Raw genomic sequence first — 24,665 nt, 5'->3', positions numbered from 1 at the left:
ATGGTCAGCGAGGCACCTCCCTTCTGGTGGAATGACGCGGATTGGCGCGCCAAGGGCCTCGCTCCGGTCGCCTGGGCCTATGGCTCGATCGCGCGGCGCATCATGGACCGCCGCCAGCGTCTGCGGCTGCCCGTCCCCGTCATCTGCGTCGGCAATTTCACCGTGGGCGGTGCGGGCAAGACGCCGACGGCCATGGCGCTGGCGAAGGCGGCCGTCGCCAAGGGTCGAAAGCCCGGCATCCTGTCGCGCGGCTATGGCGGCTCGATGGACGGCCCGGTTCTCGTCGACCCGCATCACCACCGCGCCAAGGATGTCGGTGACGAGCCGATGCTTCTCGCGACGCACGCGCCGACCGTAATTTCGCGAGACCGCCGCCGCGGCGCCGAGATGCTGATCGCAAGCGGTGTCGACATGATCATCATGGATGACGGCTTTCAAAGTGCGCAGATCGAAAACGACTATGCGCTGCTGGTGATCGATGCCGGCCGCGGCCTCGGCAACGGCCATGTCATCCCGGCCGGCCCCGTGCGCGCGCCCGTGATCGATCAGCTGCGCCATGCCACCGCGCTCCTGACGGTCGGCTCCGGTGCTGCCGCCTCCGACATGGTGCGGCGTGCATCACGCGCGGGCAAGCCAATCCATCAGGCGCGCATCGTTCCGCGCGATCCGGGCCGGTTCAGCAGCCAGCGCGTTTTTGCCTATGCCGGCATCGGCGATCCGCATCGCTTTTTCCGCTCTCTGGAAGAGGCTGGGGCCGAGATCGTGCGCAAGCGCTCCTTCGGCGACCACCATCCCTTCACCGATGAAGAGATGCGCGACCTGATCGCCGATGCCGCCAAGGACGATCTGCAACTGGTGGCGACGGAAAAGGACGTGACGCGGCTCAAGGGCCACCATGGTCTCGCTGAAGAGCTTCTTGCCAAGACCGACGCGCTCCTGATCGACATGGTGTTCGACCAGCCGAGCATCCCGACATCGATCGTGGAAAAGGCAATCGCGACCTTCAAGGACAAGCGGCTGTCGGCGCCGTTCGGCTGAAAAGCCAATGGCCGGATCAGGCGGGCAGCGTGCCGGCCCGCTTTTCGGCTTCGACGGACGCGATGACGTCCACATAGGCTTCCTGGCGCGCGACGCTCCAGTATTTCAGCTCGTCGATCGGAATTTGCTGGCCCGTGATGGCACACAGCACATAGGTGCCGGGCACGACGACCTGAAAGTCGCCATCGAGATAGCGCAGCTTTGCGGGCCTGGCGCCCGCTCCCTCGAAGCGGTTCATCACGTTCTGGCTTCCTGCTTTCGACCTGTCGATGACGGGATATAGCAAGCCCGAGGAGCGGCGCACAACCGTCCTTTGCCCGCGTCCCGGTCTTCCACGCCTCGCGATGGCTGGCTCCTCGCTCCGGACAGTCCATTTTCGATCGGCTTCGCGCTTCCAAACGATGAACCGGTATCCACTTCAACCGGAAACGCTTCAGCTTCGCCCGAACAGCCGCTCGATGTCGGCAAGCTTCAGTTCGATATAGGTCGGCCGGCCGTGGTTGCACTGGCCCGAGCCTGGCGTCGCCTCCATCTGCCGGAGCAACGCGTTCATCTCCTCGGGCCGCAGGACGCGGCCGGATCTGACCGAGCCATAGCAGGCCATTGTTGCCGCCACATGATCGAGACGTGCGGCAAGTCCGCTGGCATCGTCCCACTCCGCCATCTCGTCCGCAAGGTCGCGGACCAGCGCCACGGCATCGATCTCGCCAAGCATTGCCGGCGTTTCGCGAATGGCGATCGCCCCGGGTCCGAAGCGCTCGATGCCGAGGCCGAGCTTCGCCAGTTCGTCGGCATGCTGGATCAGCCGGTCGCAATCCTCTTCGGGAAGGTCGACGATCTCGGGAATGAGCAGGCCCTGGGAAGCCAGTGGTTGGTCGCCGGCAAGCAGCGTCTTGCGGAAGGCCTCGAAGACCAGCCGTTCATGCGCGGCATGCTGGTCGACGATGACGAGACCATCGGCGGTCTGGGATACGATGTAGTTGGCATGCACCTGCGCCCGCGCCGCGCCGAGCCGATGGTCCGCCGCGTTCGGTGAAGCGGTTACGGGTGCGGATGGCCGAGCGGAGGGCATGGAAAAAGCGTCGAACGGCGCTTGCTCGCCCGCGGAGAAACCCTGGGGCGGCGCGCTCGCAAGCGGCCGGTAGGGCGAGTGGGCGACATCATAGCTGGCGGCGGCGGTAGTGGGCCGATAGCCATAGGCACCGGAATGCCCGTTTGTCGAACGCGCACCCATGGAGAAAGAGGCTGCCATCGAACGTGCCGCGACGGTGGAGGCGCGGTCGCCTTCCATGGCAAGCGCTTCGCGGATCGCGCCGACGATCAGTCCGCGCACGAGGCCCGGATCGCGGAAGCGCACATCAGATTTCGCCGGGTGAACATTAACGTCGACGAGCGCCGGATCGAGCGCGATCGACAGCACCGCAACCGGATGGCGGCCTCGCGGGACGGTTTCGGCATAGGCGCCGCGCAGGGCCGATGCGAGCAGCCGGTCCTGCACGGGGCGTCCGTTCACGAAGGCATATTGGTGCAGCGCGTTGCCGCGATTGAAGGTCGGCACGCCCGCATGGCCAGTCAGTTCCACGCCTTCGCGCCAGGCGTCGAGCGCAATAGCGTTTTCGGTGAAATCCTTGCCGAGGATTTGCGCGATGCGCGCCAGCCGGTCTTCGCCGGTCGCCGGAAAATCGAGCGTCGTCCGGTCGGTGCCGCTCAAGAGAAAGCGCACATGCGGGAAGGCGAGCGCCATGCGGCGAACGATTTCGGTGATCGCGCTCGCTTCGGCGCGCTCGGACTTCATGAACTTCAGCCGCGCCGGTGTCGCGAAAAAGAGGTCGCGCATTTCCACGATGGTCCCGCGGTTTGCGGCGGCGGGCCGAGCTTCGCAGTGGCGCCCGCCCTCGACGACGATCTCGTGACCCATGTCGGCGTCGGCCGTCCGGCTCGTGATCTTCAGCCTCGCGACCGAGCCGATGGACGGTAGGGCCTCGCCACGAAAACCAAGCGTGCGAATGTCCAGGAGGTCGTCCGTGATTTTCGAGGTGCAATGCCGGCGCACGGCCAGCGCCAGATCATCCGGCGCCATGCCGGAGCCATTGTCGGTCACGCGGATCAGCGTCTTACCGCCGCCTGACGTGGCGATCTCGATGCGGGTCGCGCCAGCATCGACCGCATTCTCGACCAGCTCCTTCACCACGCTGGCGGGACGCTCGACGACTTCGCCGGCGGCGATCTGGTTGATCAGCGTTTCGGATAGTTGGTGGATGGCCATGTCCCACTCTCGCGGATTCGCCTGCGTGGCGGAAGATCAGACAGGCAGCTATCCCGCCCGATCATCGCTATTGCAAATCATTCGCAATTGACAGCGACGGGTTGAGCTCCTACCTTAAAATGAGAATGAGTTGCAATTGAAGGTGGCGACATGTCGGGTGCTTCCCGCGTGACACTTGTATCCAGAGGGCTGCTCCAACTTTGCGCGATGGTCGCTGTTGCGATCCTCGCGCTGTCTGTAGGCGCCAGTGCCCAGGGCGCTGATCGCGAGAAGCTCCAGGTCGTCGCCACGGTGTCGATGATCGGAGATGCCGTTCGTTCCGTCGCCGGGGATCGCGCCGATGTCCAGACGCTGATGGGTGAGGGGGTCGATCCCCATCTCTACCGCCAGACCCAGGCGGACGTGGCCGCCATGGCCCGCGCAGACGCCGTCTTCTGGAACGGGCTCTATCTCGAAGCACAGCTTGAGGAATTTCTTGAGCAACTGTCCCGGCATCGACCGGTCTTCGCGCTCGGCGAAAACGTGCCTGTCGAAAAGCGCATCGCCAACGCCGATTACGCCGACCGCTATGATCCCCATATCTGGATGGATCCTTCGCTCTGGCGCTATGTGGTCGAAGGTGCCCGTGATGCGCTCATTGAACTCGACCCCGAAGGTGCGGAGATCTACCAGGCCAATGCCGAGCAAAGCCTCGCCGATCTGGCCGAACTGGAGGCTTACGCCCAAGCCAGCCTTGCCACCGTGCCCGAAGACAAGCGCATGCTGATCACCGCGCATGACGCCTTCAGCTATTTCGGTCGCGCGTATGGCTTCGAAGTGCTGGGCATCCAGGGTTTGTCGACCGAGAGCGAGGCGGGCCTGCGGCAGGTCGATCAATTGGTCTTCCTCATCGTCGAGCACGATATCAACGCGATCTTCGTCGAAACATCCGTGTCGGAACGCAACGTGCGCGCGCTGATAGAGGGTGCGGCTGCCCGCGGCCAGGAAGTCACCATCGGAGGTCGGCTCTATTCCGATGCCATGGGTCCTGCCGGAACCTATGCCGGCACCTATATCGGAATGATCGACGCCAATGTGACCACCATTACGCGCAGCCTGGGCGGCAACGCTCCCGCTGGCGGAATGGCCGGCCAGCTGGGCGAAAGCTGAGAAGAGGCCGGACCGAACGCCATGCTGAACCGCGTCGATCAACCGCCGGCTTTGTCGATCTCCGGTCTTTCGGTCGCCTATGGCGACAAGCCGGCTCTTTCCGCCGTCGATGCCGTGTTCCACCAGGGCCGGATGAGTGCGGTGATCGGCCCGAACGGTGCCGGCAAGTCCACGCTTTTGAAGGCCGCCATGGGTATGGTGCCCCTGATCACCGGAAAGGTGGAGTTTTTCGGCCTGCCGCTGGCGGCTGCCCGCAATCGCGTCGCTTATGTGCCCCAACGGGCGAGTGTCGATTGGGATTTTCCGGCCTCGGTCATCGATGTGGTGATGATGGGTCTTTACGGCGAACTCGGCCCATTCCGCTTCGCCGCGAAAAAGCACAGGGACCAGGCGCGCGATTGTCTGCGCGAGGTTGATCTGGAGCCCTTGGCCGATCGCCAGATCGGACAGCTCTCGGGCGGCCAGCAGCAACGCGTGTTCATCGCCCGTGCGCTCGCCCAGAAGGCCGATCTCCTGATCCTCGACGAGCCGCTGGCAGGCGTCGATGCCGCGACGGAGCGCACCATCGTGACGCTTCTGAAGAAGCTGGCCGGCGAAGGCTCGGCAATCATCACGGTTCACCACGATCTTTCGACGGTGCGCGATTATTACGACGATGTCCTGATCATGGATGTCCGAACCGTTGCAAACGGCACGGTGGTGGACACCTTCACCGAGCAAAAGCTCGCCGATGCCTATGGCGGGCGCCTCGTCGGAGCTGGCCTGCCGGCTCCGGTACCTGGCGCCAAGGTCGAGGCGTAAGACCGATGGACGTCGAGGCATTTCTTTCCGCGTTGACGTTCCAGGCCGGCTACAACACCACGATCGTCACGATCGGCGCGATCCTTCTCGGATGGGCAGGCGGCATGGTCGGCACGTTCCTGCTCTTGCGCCGCCGCTCGCTCGTCTCCGATGCCCTCAGCCACGCGACTTTGCCGGGCGTCGGCATCGCATTTCTCGTCATGGCGTCGCTCGGCGGCACGGGGCGCTTTCTTCCGGGCCTTCTTCTAGGCGCTGCCTTGAGCGCGCTTGCTGGATTGGCGACCGTCGAATGGATCACGCGACGCACGCGGCTCCAGGCCGATGCCGCGATCGGCGCGGTGCTTTCGGTTTTCTTCGGCTTCGGCATCGTGCTTCTGACGGTCATCCAGTCCGTCCAGATCGGCCAGCAGGCCGGGATCGGCAGCTTCCTGCTCGGTTCCACCTCCGGCATGCTGCGCTCGGAAGCGATCACGCTTGCCATTCTCGCCGGCGGCACGGCGCTGGCCGTCTTCTTCCTGCGCCGGACGCTGACGCTCGTCGCCTTCGACGAAACCTTTGCGCGCGCCCGCGGCATCTCCATTCGCCGCAGCGATCTCCTCCTGATGCTGCTGGTGCTGGCCGTTACGGTCACGGGTCTTCGGATCGTCGGGCTGGTGCTGATCATCGCGCTCGTCATCATCCCGCCTGTCGCCGCTCGGTTCTGGACGGAGCGTGTCGACCACATGCTCTTGATCTCGGCAGGAATCGGGGCGGTTTCCGGGTATCTCGGGACTGCGCTTTCCGCTTCGATCGACGATCTGCCGACGGGACCGATCATCGTCCTCGTCGCGACCGGACTGTTTGCAGTGTCGCTGCTTTTTGCACCCGTTCGCGGCGTTTTCTCCGGGCTCTACCGCGCCCGCGCCTTCTCCTGGAAGGTGCATCGCCGTCAGGGCCTGCTCGCGCTCAATCGCGGCGAAGCGATCTATGATAGGAAGACCATCTTCGTGCTGCTTGCCGAAGGCTTCATGCGACGCGACGGCTCGATCACCCCACCGGGTGTCGTCGCTGCGAAACTGGCAGCGGAAGAAGAGGCGCTCTGGTCGCTCTATCTGCGCGAAAATCCGGATTCGCTGCACCGCGCCCATGGCATGCTGCTCGATCCGATCGAGGAACGGCTCGGTGCAGGCGAGATCAACGCCCTGCGGTTGAGGCATTACGCGGCGACCAGGCAGATGGTGGAGGCGATGGCTTGATGGCGGTCTATCTCGGCCTGACGATTGTTCCCATTCTGATCGGACTGCTGGCAGCGGTAGCGGCAGCCTTGCTTGGCAACTTCCTCGTGCTCAAGCGCCAGAGCCTGATGGGCGATGCCGTCAGCCATGTGGTGCTTCCTGGCATCGTCGTCGCCTTCGTCACGACCGGCTCGATGGATGCCGGTCCGATGCTGATCGGTGCTGCGATCTCCGCGCTTGTCGCCGCGGTGCTGATCGAGATCATCCGCGTGCTCGGCAAAGTCGAACCGGGCGCTGCGATGGGGGTGGTGTTCACGGCACTCTTCGCGTTCGGCATCGTGCTTCTGGAGCAGACCGACACCGGTGCGATCCACTTTGACGTGGAGCATGCGCTCTACGGCAATCTGGAAAGCCTCGTCTGGCTCGCTGGCCTCGAATGGAGTGCGCTCACCGATCCCGCGGCTTTGGCCGAATTGCCGCCGCAACTGCCGCGCGTTACCGCCGCGCTGGTGGTCGTCATCGCTTTTCTGTGCATCGCGTGGCGTCCGCTCGTGATCGCGACCTTCGATCCGGTTTTTGCTGCGGCAAGCGGCGTGCCGGTGCGCCTGGTGGATGGCGCCCTCATTGCGCTCGTCGCCATCGTTGCCGTCACCGCCTTCGAAGCAGTGGGGGCGATCATCACCATCGCGATGCTGATCTGCCCACCAGCCGCCGCGCGGCTGATGACCGACGATCTGGTGCGGCAACTGCTGTTGAGCGTCGTCTTCGCGGCGATCGCCGCAATCTTCGGATATCTCGCCGCCGGTGCCGGCGTGGCGCTCTTTGTCTCCGGTATCGCGGTCTCTGCTGCCGGCATGATCGCGACGGTGTCCGGCCTGATCCTCGCCCTCGCGGCGCTGTTCGGGCCACGGCGGCTCGGCGCACGCGCCTGAACAACTTGAGGGAAGCCAGGTGCTTCCAATGCCGCATCTGAGCCTTTAGGGTCCGCATCCAACCACCGATTGACCTTGATGGATGATGCGCGTGCTCGGCGAAAGACGTTTTCTGATCGATCTGTTTCACGCCGGCGTGCGAAGTGCCGATCCCGCGGAATGCGTGCCGCCCCTGCTGCCTGAACTGCCCAAGGGGCGTACGATCCTCGTCGCCGCCGGCAAGGCGGCTGGGTCGATGGCGCGCGCGGTCGAGGAAAACTGGTCAGGCCCGCTCGAGGGGATAGCCGTGACCCGCTACGGGCATGGCCTCGAAGCGGGCAGGATCGAAGTGATCGAGGCGGCCCATCCGGTTCCGGACGATCGGGGAGAGCAGGCAGCCGCCCGGTTGATGGATACCGTTCGCGGCCTGGGCCCTGACGATCTCGTGTTGTGTTTGATTTCAGGCGGTGGCTCGGCGCTGCTTGCGCTTGCCGCCGAGGGCCTGACTCTTGACGACAAGAAGGCCATCAACAAGAGCCTCCTGGCATCCGGTGCGCCCATCGGTGCCATGAACACCGTGCGCAAGCACCTGTCGGCGATCAAGGGAGGCAGGCTTGCCGAAGCCGCCTACCCGGCGCGCGTGGTCACGATCGGCATTTCGGACGTGCCGGGCGATGATCCGTCGGTGATCGCATCCGGGCCGACGGTTCCCGATGCAACGACGCTTGCCGACGCCAAGGCCGTTCTTGAGCGCTACAACATCACCGCGGCAGCGCATGTTCTGGCGCACCTTGAGAAGAGCAGCTCCGAGACGCCGAAGCCCGGCGATGCTATTTTCGCCAACACGGAATTCCGCATGGCATCGCGGCCCGCCGACATGGTCGAGGCGGTCGTCGCCGAAGCGAAACGCCATGGCATCGAGGTGATGTCGCTCGGTGCCGATATTGAAGGCGAGGCACGCGACATCGGCAGGGAGCATGCGCGCCTGGCTCTGCAGATGGCCGAGGAACACCGCGACACGCCGCTGCTGATCGTTTCCGGCGGCGAGACCACGGTGACAGTGCGCGGCGACGGGTCGGGGCGCGGCGGCCGCAACGGTGAATATCTCCTGTCACTTGCGCTGGAACTCGACGGACATCTGCGCATCCACGCGCTTGCGGCAGACACGGACGGCATCGATGGCAGCGAGGACAATGCCGGTGCGGTGATCGATCCGGACAGTCTCGCGCGGGCTAGCGCTTCCGGCCTCGACCCAGCAAAATGTCTGGAGCGCAACGATGCCTACAGCGTCTTCGAAGCCTCCGGCGACCTCATCGTGACCGGGCCGACGCGGACAAATGTCAACGATCTGCGGCTGATCCTGATCGCGCCTAAGGGCTGAGGGAACCGCCGATTACGGTATCTTGAGGCCGTTGAAGATGAATTGTTAAGGAACCAGCGCCCATCTTGCATTCTGATGACTCGCCAGAATGTTTCAGAACTGGACTGATGATGCCGCAGCTGGGCGCCGATGAGGTGGAAAGCACCCGCGAAGCCGTGTTGACCCACACCGACGCCCTGACCGGTCTCGGCAACCGCAGGCGCATGCGCGAAAAGGTTGAAGGCCTCGCAGCCGAGCGCGCCGAGGATCCGGCACCCTTCACCATCGGTCTTGCCAATCTCGACGGCTTCAAGCCCATCAACGACCTCTTCGGCCATGGCGCCGGCGACGTCATCCTCACTCAGGTTGCACACAGGCTGAAGGCCTGCATGCCCGATGGCGCGACTGTCGTTCGACTTGGCAACGACGAATTCGGCTTCGTGCTGCCGCTGGTGTTCGATTCCCGCGGCGCCGAAAAGATGGCGCGCCTGATCAAGGATGTTCTGTCGGCACCTTTCGATCTCGGTGCCCGCACGGTGCGTTTGACCGCATCGTTCGGCTTCTCGGTCTATCCGTTCGCCGGAACCGATTTCGACAGTCTGATGAGCTGCGCCGAAACAGCGCTCTACCGCTCCAAAAGGCGCGGGCGCAGCCAGATCACGGTCTATTCGCAGGAGATCGCCGAGGAATTCCGCCGCGCGACCGAGCTGGAACAGGCGCTGCGCCGCGCGATCATCGCAGACGATGTCGCCGTGCATTTCCAGCCGATCGTGCGCCTGGCCGATGGCCAGATCATGGGGTTCGAGGCGCTCGCGCGCTGGCATGATGCCGAACTCGGCTTCGTGCCGCCGAACGTCTTCATCACGCTCGCCGAGGAACGCGGCTTCATCGACCTCCTGACTGAAGTGCTGCTGAAGAAGGCCGCCGCGACGGCGTTGCGCTGGCCGGAGGACATGTACCTGTCCTTCAACCTGTCCTCGGCGCAGCTCGTCGATCCCATGACGAGCCTGTCGATCCTTGCCATCCTCAATCGCGCTGGCCTCGACCCACGCCGGCTCGAGCTGGAAATCACCGAAACTGCGATGATGTCGGATCCCGACATGGCGCAGAAGATCGTCACCGAACTCCGCGCTGTCGGCATCAAGATTGCGCTCGACGATTTCGGTACGGGACAATCGAGCCTCGGCCGCCTGCGCGACTTCACCTTCGACAAGGTGAAGATCGACCGTGCTTTCGTCTCGGAAATCACCCGCGACCGTCCGTCGGAACATATCATCAAGGCCATTCTGGCCATGTGCGAGGGCATGGATCTCGCCGTCATCGCCGAAGGCATCGAAGAGGTGGAGCAGGCTGCAAAGCTGATCCAACTCGGCTGCCGGCTTGGACAGGGCTATCTCTACGGAAAGCCGATCAAGGCATCCGACACCCTGCGCCTGATCGCTGCCAACGCCCGGCCGCTGGAAGCTATCGCTATCGCCTGATCCAGAATCAAGACCATTGTCGGGTTTCCGGGTGGTTGCAGTGCCTCACCCGGAGGCTAGTCTTGCGCCGTCGGCCAAATTCGGTTGCTGGATCAGACTTCATGCCAATGACAGCGTTTCTCACCGCCATCGCCATGATTGCCTTCGCGGCGAACTCGATCCTTGCGCGTGAAGCTTTGGCAGACGGCGCCATGGATGCTGCTGCTTTCACCGGATTGCGTCTCGCATCGGGCGCCGTAGCGCTTGCGCTCGTTCTTGCCCTGCGGCGGACGGCCAAAGGAAAAGTCGTGCCAGGGAGTTGGCTGTCCGCGCTGGCACTTTTTGTCTACGCGATCGCTTTCTCTTTTGCTTATGTGCAGCTCGGCGCTGCGACCGGCGCGCTCGTCCTGTTTGTCTCGGTGCAGTTGACGATGATCGGCTGGGGCATCGTGCGTGGCGAACGACCACGTGTCATGCAGTGGGCGGGTATCGTCATGGCGCTTGCAGGCTTCGTCTATCTCGTCTCGCCGGCCCTGACGCGGCCGGATCCGGTTGCGACGACGCTTATGATCACGGCCGGCAGCGCTTGGGGCGTCTATTCGTTGCGAGGTCGCGGCAGCCGCGATCCGATTGACGATACGGCAGGAAACTTCATCCGCACCATGCCACTCGCCCTGGCTCTGCTGGCTTTCGCCATTTTGGTCCAGGACAATCCCGCGGGCACACTGTCGGGCAGGGGCATAGGGCTGGCCGTCGCCTCGGGCGTTCTCGCATCCGCCGCCGGCTACGTGGTCTGGTACCGCGTTCTGCCGCATCTGGCGGCTATAGCCGCAGCGATCGTTCAGCTGTCCGTGCCGGTCATTACTGCTGCCGCCGGCGTGCTGTTGCTGGCCGAGCCACTAACCATTGAACTGGTTTTCGCCGGCATGCTCATCCTCTCGGGCCTCGCCCTTGCGATCGCTGCCCGCCAAAAAGCCTGAGCTGCCCTGTCAGCCGTCTGTGAACCGGAAGTCCTTCATCTGCTCGCGCAGCGTGGTCTTCTTGATCTTGCCCGTTGCGGTGTGGGGAATTTCATCGGTGAAGACGACCTCGTCCGGCATCCACCACTTGGCGATCTTGCCCGACATGAAATCGAGGATTGACTGTTTGTCTGGCTGACGGCCTTCCTTGAGCACGACGACGAGCAGAGGCCGCTCGTCCCATTTCGGATGAGCGACGCCGATGACGGCGGCTTCGGCAACATCTGGATGACCCACGGCCAGGTTTTCGAGATCGATGGTCGAAATCCATTCGCCGCCCGATTTGATGACGTCCTTGGCCCGATCGGTGATCTGCAGATAGCCGTGTGCGTCCATATGGCCGACATCGCCCGTGTCGAACCAGAGGTCTTCATCGAACTGCTCGGCGCCGCGGCCCTTGTAGTAGCTGGACGACACCGCGGGACCACGCACCTTCAGGCGCCCGAAGGTCTTGCCGTCCCAGGGCAGGATGCGTTCCTCGTCGTCGACGATCTTCATTTCGACGCCGAAGGGCGGATGGCCCTGCTTCACCTGCAGGTCGAGCTTGGCCTCCCCGGTGAGATGCGCGTAGTCCGGCTTGATCGAGCAGACCGTCCCGAGCGGGCTCATCTCGGTCATGCCCCAGGCGTGCATCACGTGAACGCCGTAGCGGTCCTGGAAGGCCTGAGTGATCGCGCGCGGGCAGGCCGAGCCGCCGATGACGACGCGTTCGAGATCGGGCAACTGTCCGTGTTCCTTTTCCAGATGCTGCAGCAGCATCAGCCAGACCGTCGGGACCGCGGCCGTGATCGTCACCTTCTCGTTCGTGAGCATCTCGTAGATTGACTTGCCGTCCATGCCCGGTCCCGGAAAGACCAGCGTCGCGCCGGCCATCGGTGTCGAGAACGCTGTCGACCACGCATTGGCGTGGAACATCGGAACAACCGGCATCATCACGTCGCGCGAGGCGATGCCCAGCATGTCCGCCTGGAGCGCCGTCATGGCATGCAGCACGTTCGAGCGGTGCGAATAGACGACGCCTTTCGGGTCGCCGGTCGTGCCCGACGTGTAGCACATGCCTGCGGCCGTGCGCTCATCGAAGTCCTTCCATCGGAAGTCGTCATCCGCTTCGGCAAGCCAGTCTTCATAGGCGACGGCAGGGAAGGGAAGATCAGTGGGCATATGCGCTGCGTCGGTCAGAATGACGATCCGCTTCAGGCTCGGCACCTGGGGTGCGATGGCCTTGACGATGGGCAGGAAGGTCAAGTCGACAAAGAGAAGTCGGTCCTCCGCATCGTTCATGATCCAGGCGATCTGGTCGGGAAAGAGCCGGGGATTGAGCGTGTGGTAGATGGCGCCGATGCCGAGCGTGCCGTACCAGACCTCCAGGTGTCGCCACGTGTTCCAGGCAAGCGTCGCCACCCGGTCGCCGAGCGCGATGCCTTCCATGTCCAACCGCTTGGCTAATTTAAGTGCGCGGTTACGAACGGTGAGGTAGTCCGTGCGATGGATCGGGCCTTCCACCGATCGGGAAATGACAGGCCGGCCACCGTGATAGTGTGCCGCATGATCGATGACCTTGTGACAGAGAAGCGGCCATTCCTGCATCAGTCCCAGCATGCACGTTCCTCCGTTCCCCACAGCCTCCTCGCTGTGTTCTTGGCGGACTATGGAGCGGTGGGGCGCATTATGAAAGATGGGCCTTTCGTCGAGGGTGTGGATGGCAAGCATTGATCCGCATCAAGGGAAGTTTCTTGTTTGCTGATAGTGGCTCCTATAAGGATTGATTCACGGCACGAACGAGACCCAAGAATCGACTCACTTCAGCCACCCGGGCGCCTCCATCATGAAGTCAGGCCTATCCGGCGACGCGCCTCTCGACCAGTTGAAGGAAATCACGACTCTTCAAACTCAGTTCGAGGTCTTTCGCCAGTTCAAGAAGACTGTGGAACTGTATGGCTACCGGTGCTTCCTGGTGCTGCGCCTTCCGCCACCCACTTCACTGGACCTTGCCGAAAACTCCATCATCACCAATTTCCCGGCTGAATTTCTGGGCGCGTTCGATCGCCAGAAGCTGATGCGCAGCAGCCCTTTGTTCGCCCGTTTGCGGACGTCCATCGTGCCGTTCTCCTTTCGCTATGCCGACTTCGTCGCCGGCAGAAGCGCAAAGGATGCGCTGCTGGCTGCCAAGCTCTATGAAGAGTTCGGCCTGGTCGATGGCATCTGCCTGCCGGTCCAGAGTGTGGAAGGCGACCGCTGTGCCGTCGTCTTCGCCGGCGAACGGGAGCCGCTCGACAACGACGCGATCGCGCAATTGATGCTGCTGACGCTTCACCTCTTCCAGCGCTTGGGCGAAGTCTCTCAGCGCTCGGCGAAACTCGAGCAGCCGCTGACCGAACGCGAACTCGAATGCCTGACATGGACGGCGGCGGGCAAGACGAGCGCGGACATCGCGCAGATCCTCGAACTCTCCGAACACACGGTCAATCACTACCTGAACCGCGCAACCAAGAAGCTCGATACGGTCAACCGCACCCAGGCGGTGGCAAAGGCGCTCCGCCGCAGCCTTATTCGCTAGCCGTCCGCCGTCTGCCGTGCAACGGCGCGGACAGATTGCATGAAGATGGAGAGCGCCAGCGACTGGTCTCCGGTCCCCCGCGTCGTCAGGCCGACCGAGCCGACGGTCTCGCTCGTATCGATCGGCAGGCGAGCGACGCGCCCGTCGCGAATGTCGTTGGCGACAGCACCCTCCGATATGATCCAGATCGCATCATGTGCCCGGATGTAAGCGCGCCCGAATGCGTCTGACACGGTCTCGATGCGCACCGGCAGCTCGGCGATCCCGTTGGTGACGAGGAAGCGATCGACGAAGGGGCGGATGACGGCGTTCGGCGTCGGCATCAGGATCGTATAGTCGCGCAATTCGCCGAGCGAAAAATTGGGCTTGCTCATCAGCGGGTGGCCCGTTCGAACGGCAAAAATGACGTGCTCTGAGTAGAGCGGCTCGAAGGAGAGGCCGATCATCATCTCCGGCGGCGCAAGGCGCCCGACGACGAGATCGAGCGCGCCGGTGCGCAGCTGTTCCAAAAGCACGGAATTGTCGCCTGTCACCACCGTGATTGGACTTCCCGTGTTCTCCTTCAGGAACTGCGCCACCGCATCGGGCATGATCCGTGCAGAAACAGTGGGCAGGGCACCGATGCGGACCGGCGGCCCTTCCGAGCGTAAAGCCTGCTGGATGGAATCGACGCCCTGCCTGAGCGCAGCAACGCTCGAGCCCGCATGACGCAGGAACACCTCGCCGAAGCGCGAGATGCGAATGCCGCGGCCATCTTTCTCGAACAGTCGCACGCCGAGCGCGTCTTCGAGCTCGCGGATCGTGCGCGTGACCGCCGGCTGTGTCAGCGCCAGCACGTCCGCTGCCTTGCTCACGCTCTTCTGGCGGGCTACCTCCATGAAGGTCTGGAGATGCCGAAACTTGATCTGCTGGTCCATCGCATACCGAAAAGATTATGGATCAAGCCGAGAATATCATTTTACCATACCGATACAATTTGCTTTGAAAGCCTGAGGGAGAATTCGATGCAGTTTCACAAGGTCAACGGCGTCACACTGCATTATCAGTTGATCGGCGCGCCCGAAGGGCGCCCTGTGCTGGTCTTCGCGAATTCCCTCGGCACCGATTTCCGCATCTGGCGTGATGTCATCGTCCGGCTCGTCGGCGAGTTCGCGATCGTGCTCTACGACAAGCGCGGCCACGGACTGTCCGATGTCGGCGAGACGCCTTACACAATCGACGATCACGTCGACGACTTGTCCGGCCTGCTCGACCATCTGCGCGTGCGCAAGGCTGTCATCTGCGGGCTTTCGGTCGGCGGGCTGATCGCGCAGGGCCTCGTCCACAAGCGCCCGGATCTGGTAAGCGCCCTCGTTCTTTGCGACACCGCCCACAAGATCGGAACGGCGGAAATGTGGGATGCCCGCATCCGCGCGATCTACGAAGAAGGCATCGAGGCGATCGCCGACCTGATCCTCGAGCGCTGGTTCACCGTCGATTACCGCAAGCCCGACAACGCCGAGTTCACCGGTTACCGCAATATGCTGATCCGCACGCCGCGCGATGGCTACACCGCCACCTGCGCCGCGATCCGGGACGCCGATTTCACCGAAGCTGCGAAGCTGATCGACGTGCCGACCATGTGCGTTGTCGGCACCGAAGACGGCTCGACACCGCCAGAACTCGTAGGCGAGCTGTCCCGGCTGATCCCCGGTGCGCTTTACCAAGAAATCCCGCAGGCTGGCCATCTGCCCTGCATCGAGCAGCCGGTGGTTCTGACGGACGCCATCAAGCTGTTCGTCGAAAAGATCACGAAGGAAGGCAAATGAGCGCCACGACGAAATCTCCCCGCCACATCGAAGGCATGGCGACGCGCCGCTCGGTGCTCGGCGATGCACATGTCGACAGGGCAGAGGCGGCGAAGTCGGAATTCGATGCGCCTTTTCAGGAGATGATCACCGAGGGCGCCTGGGGGACCGTCTGGTCGCGGCCGAACTGGACGAAGCGCGAGCGCTCTATTGTCACGATCGCGCTGCTTGCAGCACTCGGCCATGACGACGAGGTCGCGATGCATGTGCGCGCCACCGCCAATACCGGCGCGAGCGAAGACGATATCCGCGAGGCGCTGATGCATGTGGCGATCTATGCCGGCGTTCCGGCCGCCAATCACGCCTTCAAGATCGCCAAGCAGACGTTGAAGGAGATGGCTGCCGAAGAGGCGGCCTGAGGAGCGACGATGTCGAACAGGAAACCCGAAACCGGTGCCTTCTTTCCGCGCGATCGCGCCTGGCAACCGGACGCTTATACGCCGTGGTACAAGACGAGCGTGCTCCGCTCGCCGCAAAAGGCGCTTCTGTCCATCAACAACACCCTGTCGGAGATGACCGGCCCGGTCTTCGGCCACGACATCCTCGGCGAACTCGATGACGACCTCATCCACAATTTCGCCAAGCCCGGTGAAAGCGCGATCGGTCCGCGCATCATCGTCCATGGCCGCGTCATGGACGAGCGGGGCAGGGGCGTCGGCGGCGCGCTGCTCGAATTCTGGCAGGCGAATGCCGGTGGCCGCTACCGCCACAAGAAGGAGGGCTACGTCGCCGCACTCGATCCGAATTTCGGCGGCTGCGGGCGCACCATCACCGATGAGGACGGCCATTACTCGTTCCGCACCATCAAGCCGGGGCCGTATCCCTGGCCGAACGGGGTGAATGACTGGCGCCCGGCCCACATCCATTTCTCCGTCTTCGGCCACGGATTCGCCCAGCGGCTGATCACCCAGATGTATTTCGAAGGCGACCCGCTGATCCCGCTCTGCCCAATCGTGAAGACCATCGCCGACCCAAAGGCGATCGAGGACCTGATCGCGCCACTCGACATGGCGAACACGATCCCGATGGACGCCAGCGCCTACAAGTTCGACATCGTCCTGCGCGGCCGCCGCTCGACCATGTTCGAGAACCGGATGGAGGGGAACTGATGCCGCAATCGCTGAACCACCTGAAGGAGTCCGCGTCACAGACGGCTGGTCCTTATGTGCATATTGGGCTGACGCCGAATTTCGCGGAGATTGGTGGAGTCTATGCCGATGATCTTGGCAGTCGCATGCTGACTGACGATGCCAGTGGCGAACGCATCACCATCAAGGGACACATCTTTGACGGAACAGGCGCGCCGCTGAAGGATGCACTGGTCGAAATCTGGCAGCCGGATGCGGCAGGGCTTTTCAATTCGCCCTCCGAAATGCGCGGTTCGGCCGATCCGTATTTCACCGGCTTCGGGCGTTGCGCGACCGATATGGCAAACGGCGAGTTTGTCTTCGAGACGATCAAGCCGGGTCCGGTTCCCTATCCTGATGGCCGGATGCAGGCACCGCATGTCACGCTCTGGATTGTCGCACGCGGCATCAATATCGGCCTTCACACCCGCATGTATTTTTCCGACGAGGAGAAGGCCAATGCGGACGATCCGTTGCTCAACCGGATCGAGCACCGCCACCGCGTCGCAACGCTCATCGGCCAGCGCGACGGCGATGTCGTGACCTTCGACATTCACCTGCAGGGCGACGACGAAACCGTCTTCCTCGATATCTGACGACAACCAACAGGCAGGAAATCCATGGCGACGTTCCAGGATTTGAAGACCGCCGTCGCGGAAAATCTCCATGACGGCGATGTGGTGGCCTTCGAGGGCTTCACCCATCTGATACCGCATGCGGCGGCCCACGAAGCGATCCGCCAGGGCCGGAAAGACCTGACGCTCGTGCGCATGACACCGGATGTCATCTACGACCAGATGATCGGCATGGGCATGGCGAAGAAGCTCGTCTTCTCATACGCCGGCAACCCGGGCGTTGGCCTTCTGCGCCGGCTGCGCGATGCGGTTGAAAACGGCTGGCCGAACCGGCCGGAAGTGGAAGAACACAGCCATGCGGCGATGGCCAATGCCTATGAGGCGGGCGCAAGCGGCCTGCCATGCGCAATCTTCCGCGGATACCTCGGCGCCGGGCTCGAGCAGGTTAATCCGAATATCAAGCGCGTCGCATGCCCGTTCACCGGCGAAATGCTGGCGGCTGTTCCGTCGGTGCGCCCGGACGTGACCTTCATCCACGCGCAGAAGGCGGACCGGAAGGGCAACGTTCTCGTCGAAGGCATCATCGGAATCCAGAAGGAAGCGGTGCTTGCCGCCAAGCGTGCCGTGGTGACGGTCGAGGAAATCGTCGAGGATTTCGACGATGTGCATCCGAACGCCTGCATCCTGCCCCGATGGACGGTCAGCGCGATCTGCGAAGTGCCGGGCGGCGCTCATCCTTCCTACGCGCACGGCTACTACGACCGTGACAACAAGAGCTATCTCGACTGGGACAAGATCGCCGCGGAGCGGGATAGTTTCCAGGCGTGGATGCAGGACAATGTGTTGAACGCCGGTCCACAAGACTTTGCTGGACGCGTCGAGCATTTGAGGAGCGCCAAATGAGCGATCTTGGTTTTACGCCCGATGAGGTGATGACGATTGCTGCGGCGCGCGCGCTGAAGAACGACGACGTGTGCTTCGTCGGCATCGGTGCGCCATCGGCTGCCTGCAACGTTGCGCGGCTGACGCATGCCCCGGACATCACTCTGATCTATGAATCCGGCACGATCGGCACGGCGCCGGACGTGCTGCCGCTCTCGATCGGCGACGGCGAACTCTGCGACACGGCCGTCACCACGGTGTCGGTGCCGGAGATGTTCCGCTACTGGCTGCAGGGCGGTCGCGTCACGATCGGTTTCCTTGGCGCCGCGCAGCTCGACAAGTTCGGCAACATCAACACGACCGTCATCGGCGACTACGAGACGCCGAAGACCCGCCTGCCTGGCGGCGGCGGCGCGCCGGAAATCGCCTCGTCTTCGGGTGAGATTTACATCACCATGAAGCAGACGAAACGCGGCATGGTCGACAAGATCGACTTCTTCACGTCCTTCGGTCATGGAACCGGTGGCAAGGACCGTGAAAATCTCGGCATCAAGACCAAGGGCCCGACGCTGCTGATCACCGATTTGGCGATCTGGAAGCCCGATTCCGAGACCAAGGAATTTACGGTCGTCTCGATGCATCCGGGCGTGACGCGCGAGCAGGTGCAGGAAACCTGCGGCTGGCCGGTGAAGTTCGCCGATCAGGTCGAGGTCACGCCGGCGCCGGACGAGACGGAACTGAAGACGCTGCGCGATCTTCAGGCAAGAACGAAGGCCGCCCACGAAGGAACCGGCCGTGGCAAGAACAAATTCGGGAGCCAGCGCGATGGCTGAAGCCTATATCTGTGATTACATCCGCACGCCGATCGGTCGCTTTGCGGGCGCGCTTTCGTCCGTGCGTGCCGACGATCTGGGCGCCGTGCCGCTGAAAGCGCTAATAGAGCGCAACGCGTTTGTCGACTGGGCTGCGATCGACGAAGTCATCTATGGTTGCGCCAACCAGGCCGGTGAGGACAACCGCAACGTCGCGCGCATGGCGTCGCTTCTGGCCGGCCTGCCGGTCGAAGTGCCGGGCACCACCATGAACCGGCTTTGCGGATCCGGCATGGATGCCGTCATCGCCGCCGCCCGCGCCATCAAGGCCGGCGAGATCGACATTGCGATTGCCGGTGGCGTGGAATCCATGTCGCGCGCGCCCTTCGTGATGCCGAAGGCGACAAGCGCCTTTTCGCGCGACAATGCGGTTTACGACACGACGATCGGCTGGCGCTTCGTCAATCCGTTGATGAAGAAGCAATACGGCGTCGACTCGATGCCGGAGACCGGCGAAAATGTCGCCGCCGACTGGCAGGTGAGCCGCGAGGACCAGGACAAGTTCGCCGTGCGCTCGCAGCAGAAAGCCGGCCGCGCCATGGAAAACGGCAGGCTGGCAAAGGAAATCACGCCGGTCTCGATCCCGCAGCGCAAGAAGGACCCGATCGTCGTCGATCGCGACGAGCATCCGCGCCCCGACACCACTCTGGAAGCGCTAGCCAAGCTGCCGACCCCGTTCCGCGAAGGTGGCACGGTCACGGCCGGCAATGCCTCCGGCGTCAACGATGGCGCGGCAGCGCTGATCGTCGCATCGGAAGAAGCGGCCCGCAAACACGGGCTGACCCCGATCGCCCGGATCCTCGGCGGTGCGACTGCGGGCGTTGCGCCCCGCATCATGGGCTTTGGGCCTGCACCGGCCGCAAAGAAGCTCTTCGCTCGCCTCGGTCTTGGCGCCGGCGATTTCGACGTGATCGAGCTCAACGAAGCCTTTGCGAGCCAGGGCTTGGCGACGCTGCGCGATCTCGGCATCGCCGATGACGACGAGCGCGTGAACCCGAATGGCGGCGCCATCGCGCTTGGCCATCCGCTCGGCATGTCGGGCGCGCGCATCACCGGCACGGCGGCGCTCGAACTCGCCGAACGCAACGCAAGGCGCGCGCTCTCCATGATGTGCATCGGCGTCGGCCAGGGCATCGCGATAGCGCTTGAACGCGTCTGAGCCATCGAACTTAGCTCAAAGGGCCGGTGTCATCGCCGGCCCTTTGGCGTTATAAGGCGGCCATCTTGACTGCCGGGAGGTATCGATGTCGCTGTCGCTTTTTGAGCACCCCGTGCTCGCCGCACATTTCGGGGACGACGCGCTCGCCGCCCATTTTCGGCTGGAAGCTGAAATCTCCACCATGCTGACCTTCGAAATGGCGCTGGCGGAAGCGGAGGCCCATGAAGGCTTGATCGCTCCGGAAGCCGCCGCTGCCATTGCAAAAGCCTGCGAGGACTTCGCGCCGGATTTCGATGCGCTGCGCGAGGGCGTCGCCCGCGACGGGCTCATCGTGCCCGAACTCATCCGCGAATTACGCAAGACCGTGCCGGAGCCCCACGCGGCGCATCTGCATTTCGGCGCGACCAGCCAGGACGTAATCGATACGAGCCTCGTCCTTAGGCTCAAGATGGTGCTTCCCATGCTGGCGGCGCGACTGGAAAACCTGATCGCTGCCCTGCAGGACCTCGACGAGCGCTTCGGCCACAACCATCTGATCGGCCGCACCCGCATGCAGGCGGCGATGCCCATCCCGGTGGGCGCACGGCTGCGCGCCTGGATGATGCCACTGTCGCGCGCGCTGGACGAACTGGAAGACATCGGTCCGGAACTTCTGCAGTTGCAGTTCGGTGGAGCCGCTGGCACGCTGGAAAAGCTTGGCGACGACGCCGCCGGCGTCGCGGCGCGCATCGGTTTCCTGCTGGATCTCGACGTGCCGCAGACGAACTGGCACACGCAGCGTGATTCCATCGCCCGTTTCGCCAACTGGCTGTCGCTGATTTCCGGCGCACTCGGCAAGATCGGCCAGGACATCGCACTGATGGCCCAGAACGAAATCGGCGAAATCGCCATGACGGGCGGTGGCGGCTCCTCCGCCATGCCGCACAAGCAGAACCCGGTGCGCGCCGAAACACTTGTGGCGCTCGCCCGGTTCAACGCCACCCAGCTCTCGGGCATCCACCACGCACTCGTCCACGAACAGGAACGCTCCGGCGCCGCATGGTCACTGGAATGGATGATTTTGCCTCAGATGGTGGTGGCAGCCGGCGCCTCGACACGTCTCGGCGCCGAACTCTTCGATGCCATCGAACGTCTCGGCGCGGCGGAATGAGTGGATTTATTGCTCCGCCAGCTGCACAATAGTGTGTCAACTGGCTGGGGAGTGGTGAATGGCGATCGTCGAGTCTGTATCGGTTGAAAAGAAAGCCGCCATCGAGATTTTTTATGACAAAGTTCGAGAACAGATCAGATCTGAGAACGAGCTGTATAATCAGCGAATTATCTGGCTTATCACCATGCAAGCATTTTTATTCGCTACACTCGGATTGATACTGCAGGCAAAGTACTCAACAAGTCCCGGTCTGCGAGACGCGATATTTTATGTGTCTTTTATTCTAATTCCTTTGACCGGCGTCTACGTGGGGTTGGCTTGTTACAGGATGCTTGGTCAAGCAAGAGATAATTTAGACGCGCTCGGCAAGCTGTGGGATATGAAGAGTGTCGATCTCGCGGATGCAAAGGAGATTAGTTTCTATCCGCATCCGAAAGGCTTGAACGAGCCGATCAGAAAAAGGGATCTATCTCCCGTCCGTGCAGCGTACATACCGCTGATATTCGTCTTCGTCTGGCCGATATTTTTCATCTTTCTGATATTGGCGTGATGAGTGACATGACAGAGGCTTCCAAAAAACACGACGGCATTCGTGAAGGCGAGATCCAGGGGATGATGCCGGATCAGTTTGACGCCTCTGTCTATTTCATCGGTCGCATCCACACGCCGTTCCAGACGCGGGCGGAGTGCCCGCGCAGGGGCGATCCGGAGCAGGGACCCGTCTGTACGATCGAGCTCGACGCCCGCTTTGTCGACGCTCTGAGAGGCGTGGATGCCTATGAACACATCGCCGTGCTCTACTGGATGGACCAGGCGCGGCGCGACCTTTTGGTCCAGAACCCCAAGCACGATGGCGGACTCGCTGGCACCTTCGCGCTGCGTTCGCCGGTCCGCCCCAACCCGATCGCGCTCTCTATCGTTCGGCTGATCAGGATCGGTGGCGCGACGCTGACGGTGCGGGGGCTGGACTGCGTCGATGGCACGCCGCTGATCGACATCAAGCCGGAATTTACCGGCGGGCGAAAACCCTGTCACGCCTGATCGCCGTCCCAGCACCCTTGCCGCACGGCGTTCCTGCCGATAGGACCGCGCGAGAAAAGGCGGCCAGCGCCGTCATCAGCCGATGGGATGTTTGAAGCGATGAGCGATTTCGACGAGGATGCACTGGCCGAGGCCTATAATCGCGGGCTGGACCTTGAAAAGGCCGGTCGTCGCGAGGAGGCCGCAGTCTTCTATCGGCGCGCGCTGGAGCTCGATCCCGATGATCACGGAGGCGCTGCCGTACGGCTTGCTTCCATGGGCCTTGCGCCCGCGCCGGACAAGGCGCCCGATGCCTACGTCATGACCCTGTTCGACCAGCATGCGGAAGTGTTCGACAGCGTGCTCGTCGACCAGCTCGGCTATTCCGTCCCGATGATGCTGGGCGACGCACTTCCGGCGTTCCTGCCCGACGGTGCGGCCCGCCTGCTCGACCTCGGCTGCGGCACGGGCCTCGTCGGCGAAGCCCTCTACGACAGTGTCGACCATGCCGTGGGTGTCGATCTCTCGGAACGCATGATCGAGATCGCCGACGAGCGCGAAGTCTATGACGAGCTTTATGTCGCCGAGATCGGCCTTTTTCTCGAGGAGAGCGAAGCACTGCCTTTCGATCTCGTCGTGGCTGCGGACGTGCTGCCCTATATGGGCAAGCTCGAAAGCTTCTTCTCAGGCATTGCGAAGCATACGACGACTGCCGGCCTGCTCGCGTTTTCCAGCGAGACACTGCCGGATGAGGCCTTTGGCGGAGCCGATTTTACCGTCGGTCCGCATCAGCGTTTCGCTCATCCGCTCAGCTACATCGATCGCCTGCTCACCGCGAATGGCTTCGATCGGCTGCTGGCCGAGCCGATCGTCGTGCGCCACGAGCAGGGCACGCCCGTGCCCGGCCATCTGGTCATTGCGCGCAAGAGCTGAACTTCAGCGCAAAGCCGCGAGCGCCGCCGCTTCGTCTTCGAGCGAAAGCGGCGCACCGGCCTCGATGCCCGTCAGGTAGGCATCGAGCGTGTCGAGCGAGGAGGCCGGCTGATAGCCGGTTCCGTCGGCCGAGCCGGTTCCCATGGCGAAGGTGAGCTGCCAGTTATCGGTCGCGCGACATGCGATGCCGACGAATGCCTGCTCGGAAGCCAGTTCGAACTCGCGGCAGACACGGTCTGCGCCATCTGTGAAGGTCGAGACGGCCGTCAGCGTGCCGGCGCCCGCGATTTCGGTCGTGTCGCCCGATGCCGTCGTCAGCAGCGCGTCATCAAGCCCCGGAACGTCGATCAATGCGACCTGTGCGGAACCGGCAGGCGCCGAGCCCTGGCCGGCCATGTAGCCGGCAAGACCGGCAGCGACGATGGCGACGGATGCGGCGGCAGCCATGGCAAACCGCGCAAAGCCACGCCGGTTTTCGTTGGCTGCTGCAGGGACCCGACCCTTCTCTCGGAAGGGCAGGACGGTCGCCGGTGCAGCAGGTGAGGCAATCATCCGCTCGACTGCCCCCTGCAGCGATGGCGGCACGGGCTGAGCGACTTGGCTTGCAAACACGCCCTCGGCCAGTTCGCGCGCTTCCATGAAGAGCGCAACGCGCTCGGCAAGCGCCGGATCGTCGTTCATGGCAGCTTCGACGCGCTCCATTTCGGCGTCGTCAAGTTCGCCATCGGCGAAGGCCATCAATGTCTCGTCGCTGAAATCGTGTGTCGTCATGATCCATGCCCGTCCTCTTCAGGCTGAGAACGTCGGGCGTCGGCGTTTATTCCACCGCCCTCGACAAGTTTCTTGCGCGCTCGTGCCAGCCGGCTCATCACGGTGCCGATCGGAATGCCGAGGAGCTCCGACACTTCCTTGTAGGACATGTCTTCGGCGCAGACGAGCAGCAGAATTTCGCGCTGGTCGTCAGGCAGCGCAGCGATGGCGCGCGACACGTCGCCGAGATCCATGCGTGCATGCGCTTCCCGCACGCCGTCCGTGCCAACGAGATCGATCTGCGTGTCGATCTCTTCGGCCTGTCCGGCTGACTTGCCCTTCCGGATCTGATCGATCCTGAGATTGCGCATGATGCGGAACACCCATGAATCGAACCGTGTGCCTGGCGTGAAGCCGGATGCGTTGGCGAGCGCTTTCTCGCATGCGGCCTGCACAAGGTCGTCTGCTGTGTCCTGGTTGCGCGTCAGCGTATAGCCGAACCGGCGCATATTGGGCAGGAAGCCGATGAGCTGTCGCCCGATATCATCTTTCGCATCCGTCACGCGTTATCGATC

Annotated in this window: 26 protein-coding genes; 20 read left to right on the top strand and 6 right to left on the bottom strand. The window is 63.1% G+C overall.

Annotated elements, in window-relative coordinates; translation table 11 throughout:
- Entirely contained in the window at positions 1 to 1,038 is a 1,038-nt protein-coding gene (gene lpxK, locus D5400_RS18750; protein ID WP_126011629.1) for a tetraacyldisaccharide 4'-kinase, read from the top strand.
- 16 nt (positions 1,039 to 1,054) lie between these two features.
- On the opposite strand, the gene D5400_RS18745 is transcribed toward lpxK, so the two are convergent.
- Both D5400_RS18745 and mutL read right to left on the bottom strand, forming a co-directional pair.
- A complete protein-coding gene (locus D5400_RS18745; RefSeq protein WP_126011627.1) occupies positions 1,055 to 1,276 on the bottom strand; it encodes a DUF2093 domain-containing protein in 222 nt (73 codons plus the stop codon).
- 195 nt (positions 1,277 to 1,471) lie between these two features.
- Positions 1,472 to 3,304, bottom strand: coding sequence for a DNA mismatch repair endonuclease MutL (gene mutL / locus D5400_RS18740; protein WP_126011625.1), 1,833 nt, complete (start codon positions 3,302 to 3,304; stop codon positions 1,472 to 1,474).
- 150 nt (positions 3,305 to 3,454) lie between these two features.
- On the opposite strand from mutL, the gene D5400_RS18735 reads away from it, so the two are divergent.
- The 7 genes from D5400_RS18735 (at position 3,455) to D5400_RS18705 (ending at position 11,179) form a co-directional block, all read left to right on the top strand.
- Positions 3,455 to 4,453, top strand: coding sequence for a metal ABC transporter solute-binding protein, Zn/Mn family (locus D5400_RS18735; RefSeq protein ID WP_126011623.1), 999 nt, complete (start codon positions 3,455 to 3,457; stop codon positions 4,451 to 4,453).
- Positions 4,454 to 4,474: 21 nt separating this feature from the next.
- Complete coding sequence (locus D5400_RS18730) at positions 4,475 to 5,254, top strand: metal ABC transporter ATP-binding protein (RefSeq protein ID WP_126011621.1); 780 nt, start codon at positions 4,475 to 4,477, stop codon at positions 5,252 to 5,254.
- A 5-nt stretch (positions 5,255 to 5,259) separates the two neighbouring features.
- Positions 5,260 to 6,489: a metal ABC transporter permease gene (locus D5400_RS18725; RefSeq protein WP_126011619.1), complete on the top strand. Its 1,230-nt coding sequence runs from the start codon at positions 5,260 to 5,262 to the stop codon at positions 6,487 to 6,489.
- A complete protein-coding gene (locus tag D5400_RS18720) occupies positions 6,489 to 7,400 on the top strand; it encodes a metal ABC transporter permease (protein ID WP_126011617.1) in 912 nt (303 codons plus the stop codon). Before D5400_RS18725 ends, D5400_RS18720 begins: the two co-directional genes overlap by 1 nt.
- Positions 7,401 to 7,485: 85 nt before the next feature.
- Positions 7,486 to 8,760: a glycerate kinase type-2 family protein gene (locus D5400_RS18715; protein WP_126013573.1), complete on the top strand. Its 1,275-nt coding sequence runs from the start codon at positions 7,486 to 7,488 to the stop codon at positions 8,758 to 8,760.
- Positions 8,761 to 8,867: 107 nt separating this feature from the next.
- The gene (locus D5400_RS18710; protein ID WP_126011615.1) at positions 8,868 to 10,220 is read left to right on the top strand and encodes a putative bifunctional diguanylate cyclase/phosphodiesterase; all 1,353 of its coding nucleotides are present in this window, start codon (positions 8,868 to 8,870) and stop codon (positions 10,218 to 10,220) included.
- A 101-nt stretch (positions 10,221 to 10,321) separates the two neighbouring features.
- Complete coding sequence (locus tag D5400_RS18705) at positions 10,322 to 11,179, top strand: DMT family transporter (protein WP_126011613.1); 858 nt, start codon at positions 10,322 to 10,324, stop codon at positions 11,177 to 11,179.
- A 9-nt stretch (positions 11,180 to 11,188) separates the two neighbouring features.
- Here D5400_RS18705 and D5400_RS18700 read toward each other — a convergent pair whose 3' ends face one another.
- Positions 11,189 to 12,817 (bottom strand): long-chain-fatty-acid--CoA ligase, encoded by a 1,629-nt coding sequence (locus D5400_RS18700; protein ID WP_126011611.1) that lies wholly within the window; start codon positions 12,815 to 12,817, stop codon positions 11,189 to 11,191.
- Positions 12,818 to 13,043: 226 nt separating this feature from the next.
- On the opposite strand from D5400_RS18700, the gene D5400_RS18695 reads away from it, so the two are divergent.
- On the top strand, positions 13,044 to 13,775 hold the full coding sequence (locus tag D5400_RS18695) for a LuxR family transcriptional regulator (RefSeq protein ID WP_126011609.1): 732 nt from the start codon (positions 13,044 to 13,046) through the stop codon (positions 13,773 to 13,775).
- Here the strand turns inward: D5400_RS18695 and pcaQ are convergent.
- Complete coding sequence (gene pcaQ / locus D5400_RS18690) at positions 13,772 to 14,692, bottom strand: pca operon transcription factor PcaQ (protein ID WP_126011607.1); 921 nt, start codon at positions 14,690 to 14,692, stop codon at positions 13,772 to 13,774. The two genes, D5400_RS18695 and pcaQ, sit on opposite strands and share 4 nt — an antisense overlap.
- A gap of 87 nt (positions 14,693 to 14,779) precedes the next feature.
- Here pcaQ and pcaD point away from each other — a divergent pair, with 87 nt between their 5' ends.
- The 11 genes from pcaD to D5400_RS18635 all read left to right on the top strand — a co-directional run bounded on the left by pcaD (position 14,780) and on the right by D5400_RS18635 (position 23,340).
- Positions 14,780 to 15,583: a 3-oxoadipate enol-lactonase gene (gene pcaD / locus D5400_RS18685; RefSeq protein ID WP_126013570.1), complete on the top strand. Its 804-nt coding sequence runs from the start codon at positions 14,780 to 14,782 to the stop codon at positions 15,581 to 15,583.
- Positions 15,580 to 15,981: a 4-carboxymuconolactone decarboxylase gene (gene pcaC / locus D5400_RS18680; RefSeq protein ID WP_126011605.1), complete on the top strand. Its 402-nt coding sequence runs from the start codon at positions 15,580 to 15,582 to the stop codon at positions 15,979 to 15,981. The genes pcaD and pcaC overlap by 4 nt, the downstream gene beginning before the upstream one ends.
- A 9-nt stretch (positions 15,982 to 15,990) precedes the next feature.
- Entirely contained in the window at positions 15,991 to 16,731 is a 741-nt protein-coding gene (gene pcaH, locus D5400_RS18675) for a protocatechuate 3,4-dioxygenase subunit beta (protein ID WP_126011603.1), read from the top strand.
- On the top strand, positions 16,731 to 17,345 hold the full coding sequence (gene pcaG / locus D5400_RS18670; RefSeq protein ID WP_126011601.1) for a protocatechuate 3,4-dioxygenase subunit alpha: 615 nt from the start codon (positions 16,731 to 16,733) through the stop codon (positions 17,343 to 17,345). Before pcaH ends, pcaG begins: the two co-directional genes overlap by 1 nt.
- A 24-nt stretch (positions 17,346 to 17,369) precedes the next feature.
- Positions 17,370 to 18,227 carry a CoA transferase subunit A gene (locus D5400_RS18665; protein WP_126011599.1) on the top strand — a complete coding sequence of 286 codons (858 nt, stop codon included), beginning with the start codon at positions 17,370 to 17,372 and terminating at the stop codon, positions 18,225 to 18,227.
- On the top strand, positions 18,224 to 19,039 hold the full coding sequence (locus D5400_RS18660) for a CoA-transferase subunit beta (protein WP_126011597.1): 816 nt from the start codon (positions 18,224 to 18,226) through the stop codon (positions 19,037 to 19,039). The genes D5400_RS18665 and D5400_RS18660 overlap by 4 nt, the downstream gene beginning before the upstream one ends.
- On the top strand, positions 19,032 to 20,237 hold the full coding sequence (pcaF, locus tag D5400_RS18655; protein ID WP_126011595.1) for a 3-oxoadipyl-CoA thiolase: 1,206 nt from the start codon (positions 19,032 to 19,034) through the stop codon (positions 20,235 to 20,237). The genes D5400_RS18660 and pcaF overlap by 8 nt, the downstream gene beginning before the upstream one ends.
- Positions 20,238 to 20,322: 85 nt before the next feature.
- Positions 20,323 to 21,387: a 3-carboxy-cis,cis-muconate cycloisomerase gene (locus tag D5400_RS18650; RefSeq protein ID WP_126011593.1), complete on the top strand. Its 1,065-nt coding sequence runs from the start codon at positions 20,323 to 20,325 to the stop codon at positions 21,385 to 21,387.
- Between the two features lie 58 nt (positions 21,388 to 21,445).
- Positions 21,446 to 21,937 carry a hypothetical protein gene (locus D5400_RS18645; protein ID WP_126011591.1) on the top strand — a complete coding sequence of 164 codons (492 nt, stop codon included), beginning with the start codon at positions 21,446 to 21,448 and terminating at the stop codon, positions 21,935 to 21,937.
- Entirely contained in the window at positions 21,937 to 22,428 is a 492-nt protein-coding gene (gene tsaA / locus D5400_RS18640) for a tRNA (N6-threonylcarbamoyladenosine(37)-N6)-methyltransferase TrmO (protein ID WP_342635449.1), read from the top strand. Before D5400_RS18645 ends, tsaA begins: the two co-directional genes overlap by 1 nt.
- 99 nt (positions 22,429 to 22,527) lie before the next feature.
- Positions 22,528 to 23,340 carry a class I SAM-dependent methyltransferase gene (locus tag D5400_RS18635; RefSeq protein ID WP_126011589.1) on the top strand — a complete coding sequence of 271 codons (813 nt, stop codon included), beginning with the start codon at positions 22,528 to 22,530 and terminating at the stop codon, positions 23,338 to 23,340.
- Positions 23,341 to 23,343: 3 nt separating this feature from the next.
- On the opposite strand, the gene D5400_RS18630 is transcribed toward D5400_RS18635, so the two are convergent.
- Both D5400_RS18630 and D5400_RS18625 read right to left on the bottom strand, forming a co-directional pair.
- Positions 23,344 to 24,111, bottom strand: coding sequence for an anti-sigma factor family protein (locus D5400_RS18630; RefSeq protein ID WP_126011587.1), 768 nt, complete (start codon positions 24,109 to 24,111; stop codon positions 23,344 to 23,346).
- The gene (locus D5400_RS18625; RefSeq protein ID WP_126011585.1) at positions 24,108 to 24,653 is read right to left on the bottom strand and encodes an RNA polymerase sigma factor; all 546 of its coding nucleotides are present in this window, start codon (positions 24,651 to 24,653) and stop codon (positions 24,108 to 24,110) included. Before D5400_RS18625 ends, D5400_RS18630 begins: the two co-directional genes overlap by 4 nt.
- Positions 24,654 to 24,665 lie beyond the last annotated feature (12 nt).

The organism is Georhizobium profundi (assembly GCF_003952725.1).
In the GTDB taxonomy this organism is placed as follows: domain Bacteria; phylum Pseudomonadota; class Alphaproteobacteria; order Rhizobiales; family Rhizobiaceae; genus Georhizobium; species Georhizobium profundi.
This window is presented reverse-complemented; position numbering and strand designations above follow the sequence as displayed.

Bases quoted from the DNA above. Each gene is read 5' to 3' on its own strand.
- lpxK (WP_126011629.1), top strand. From the start codon at position 1: ATGGTCAGCGAGGCACCTCCCTTCTGGTGGAATGACGCGGATTGGCGC.
- pcaD (WP_126013570.1), top strand. From the start codon at position 14,780: ATGCAGTTTCACAAGGTCAACGGCGTCACACTGCATTATCAGTTGATC.
- tsaA (WP_342635449.1), top strand. From the start codon at position 21,937: ATGAGTGACATGACAGAGGCTTCCAAAAAACACGACGGCATTCGTGAA.
- pcaF (WP_126011595.1), top strand. From the start codon at position 19,032: ATGGCTGAAGCCTATATCTGTGATTACATCCGCACGCCGATCGGTCGC.
- D5400_RS18650 (WP_126011593.1), top strand. From the start codon at position 20,323: ATGTCGCTGTCGCTTTTTGAGCACCCCGTGCTCGCCGCACATTTCGGG.
- D5400_RS18630 (WP_126011587.1), bottom strand. From the start codon at position 24,111: ATGACGACACACGATTTCAGCGACGAGACATTGATGGCCTTCGCCGAT.
- D5400_RS18705 (WP_126011613.1), top strand. From the start codon at position 10,322: ATGCCAATGACAGCGTTTCTCACCGCCATCGCCATGATTGCCTTCGCG.
- pcaC (WP_126011605.1), top strand. From the start codon at position 15,580: ATGAGCGCCACGACGAAATCTCCCCGCCACATCGAAGGCATGGCGACG.
- pcaH (WP_126011603.1), top strand. From the start codon at position 15,991: ATGTCGAACAGGAAACCCGAAACCGGTGCCTTCTTTCCGCGCGATCGC.
- D5400_RS18665 (WP_126011599.1), top strand. From the start codon at position 17,370: ATGGCGACGTTCCAGGATTTGAAGACCGCCGTCGCGGAAAATCTCCAT.
- D5400_RS18710 (WP_126011615.1), top strand. From the start codon at position 8,868: ATGATGCCGCAGCTGGGCGCCGATGAGGTGGAAAGCACCCGCGAAGCC.
- D5400_RS18735 (WP_126011623.1), top strand. From the start codon at position 3,455: ATGTCGGGTGCTTCCCGCGTGACACTTGTATCCAGAGGGCTGCTCCAA.
- D5400_RS18695 (WP_126011609.1), top strand. From the start codon at position 13,044: ATGAAGTCAGGCCTATCCGGCGACGCGCCTCTCGACCAGTTGAAGGAA.
- D5400_RS18745 (WP_126011627.1), bottom strand. From the start codon at position 1,276: ATGAACCGCTTCGAGGGAGCGGGCGCCAGGCCCGCAAAGCTGCGCTAT.
- D5400_RS18635 (WP_126011589.1), top strand. From the start codon at position 22,528: ATGAGCGATTTCGACGAGGATGCACTGGCCGAGGCCTATAATCGCGGG.
- D5400_RS18720 (WP_126011617.1), top strand. From the start codon at position 6,489: ATGGCGGTCTATCTCGGCCTGACGATTGTTCCCATTCTGATCGGACTG.
- mutL (WP_126011625.1), bottom strand. From the start codon at position 3,304: ATGGCCATCCACCAACTATCCGAAACGCTGATCAACCAGATCGCCGCC.
- D5400_RS18645 (WP_126011591.1), top strand. From the start codon at position 21,446: ATGGCGATCGTCGAGTCTGTATCGGTTGAAAAGAAAGCCGCCATCGAG.
- D5400_RS18715 (WP_126013573.1), top strand. From the start codon at position 7,486: ATGCGCGTGCTCGGCGAAAGACGTTTTCTGATCGATCTGTTTCACGCC.
- D5400_RS18725 (WP_126011619.1), top strand. From the start codon at position 5,260: ATGGACGTCGAGGCATTTCTTTCCGCGTTGACGTTCCAGGCCGGCTAC.
- pcaG (WP_126011601.1), top strand. From the start codon at position 16,731: ATGCCGCAATCGCTGAACCACCTGAAGGAGTCCGCGTCACAGACGGCT.
- D5400_RS18730 (WP_126011621.1), top strand. From the start codon at position 4,475: ATGCTGAACCGCGTCGATCAACCGCCGGCTTTGTCGATCTCCGGTCTT.
- D5400_RS18660 (WP_126011597.1), top strand. From the start codon at position 18,224: ATGAGCGATCTTGGTTTTACGCCCGATGAGGTGATGACGATTGCTGCG.
- pcaQ (WP_126011607.1), bottom strand. From the start codon at position 14,692: ATGGACCAGCAGATCAAGTTTCGGCATCTCCAGACCTTCATGGAGGTA.
- D5400_RS18700 (WP_126011611.1), bottom strand. From the start codon at position 12,817: ATGCTGGGACTGATGCAGGAATGGCCGCTTCTCTGTCACAAGGTCATC.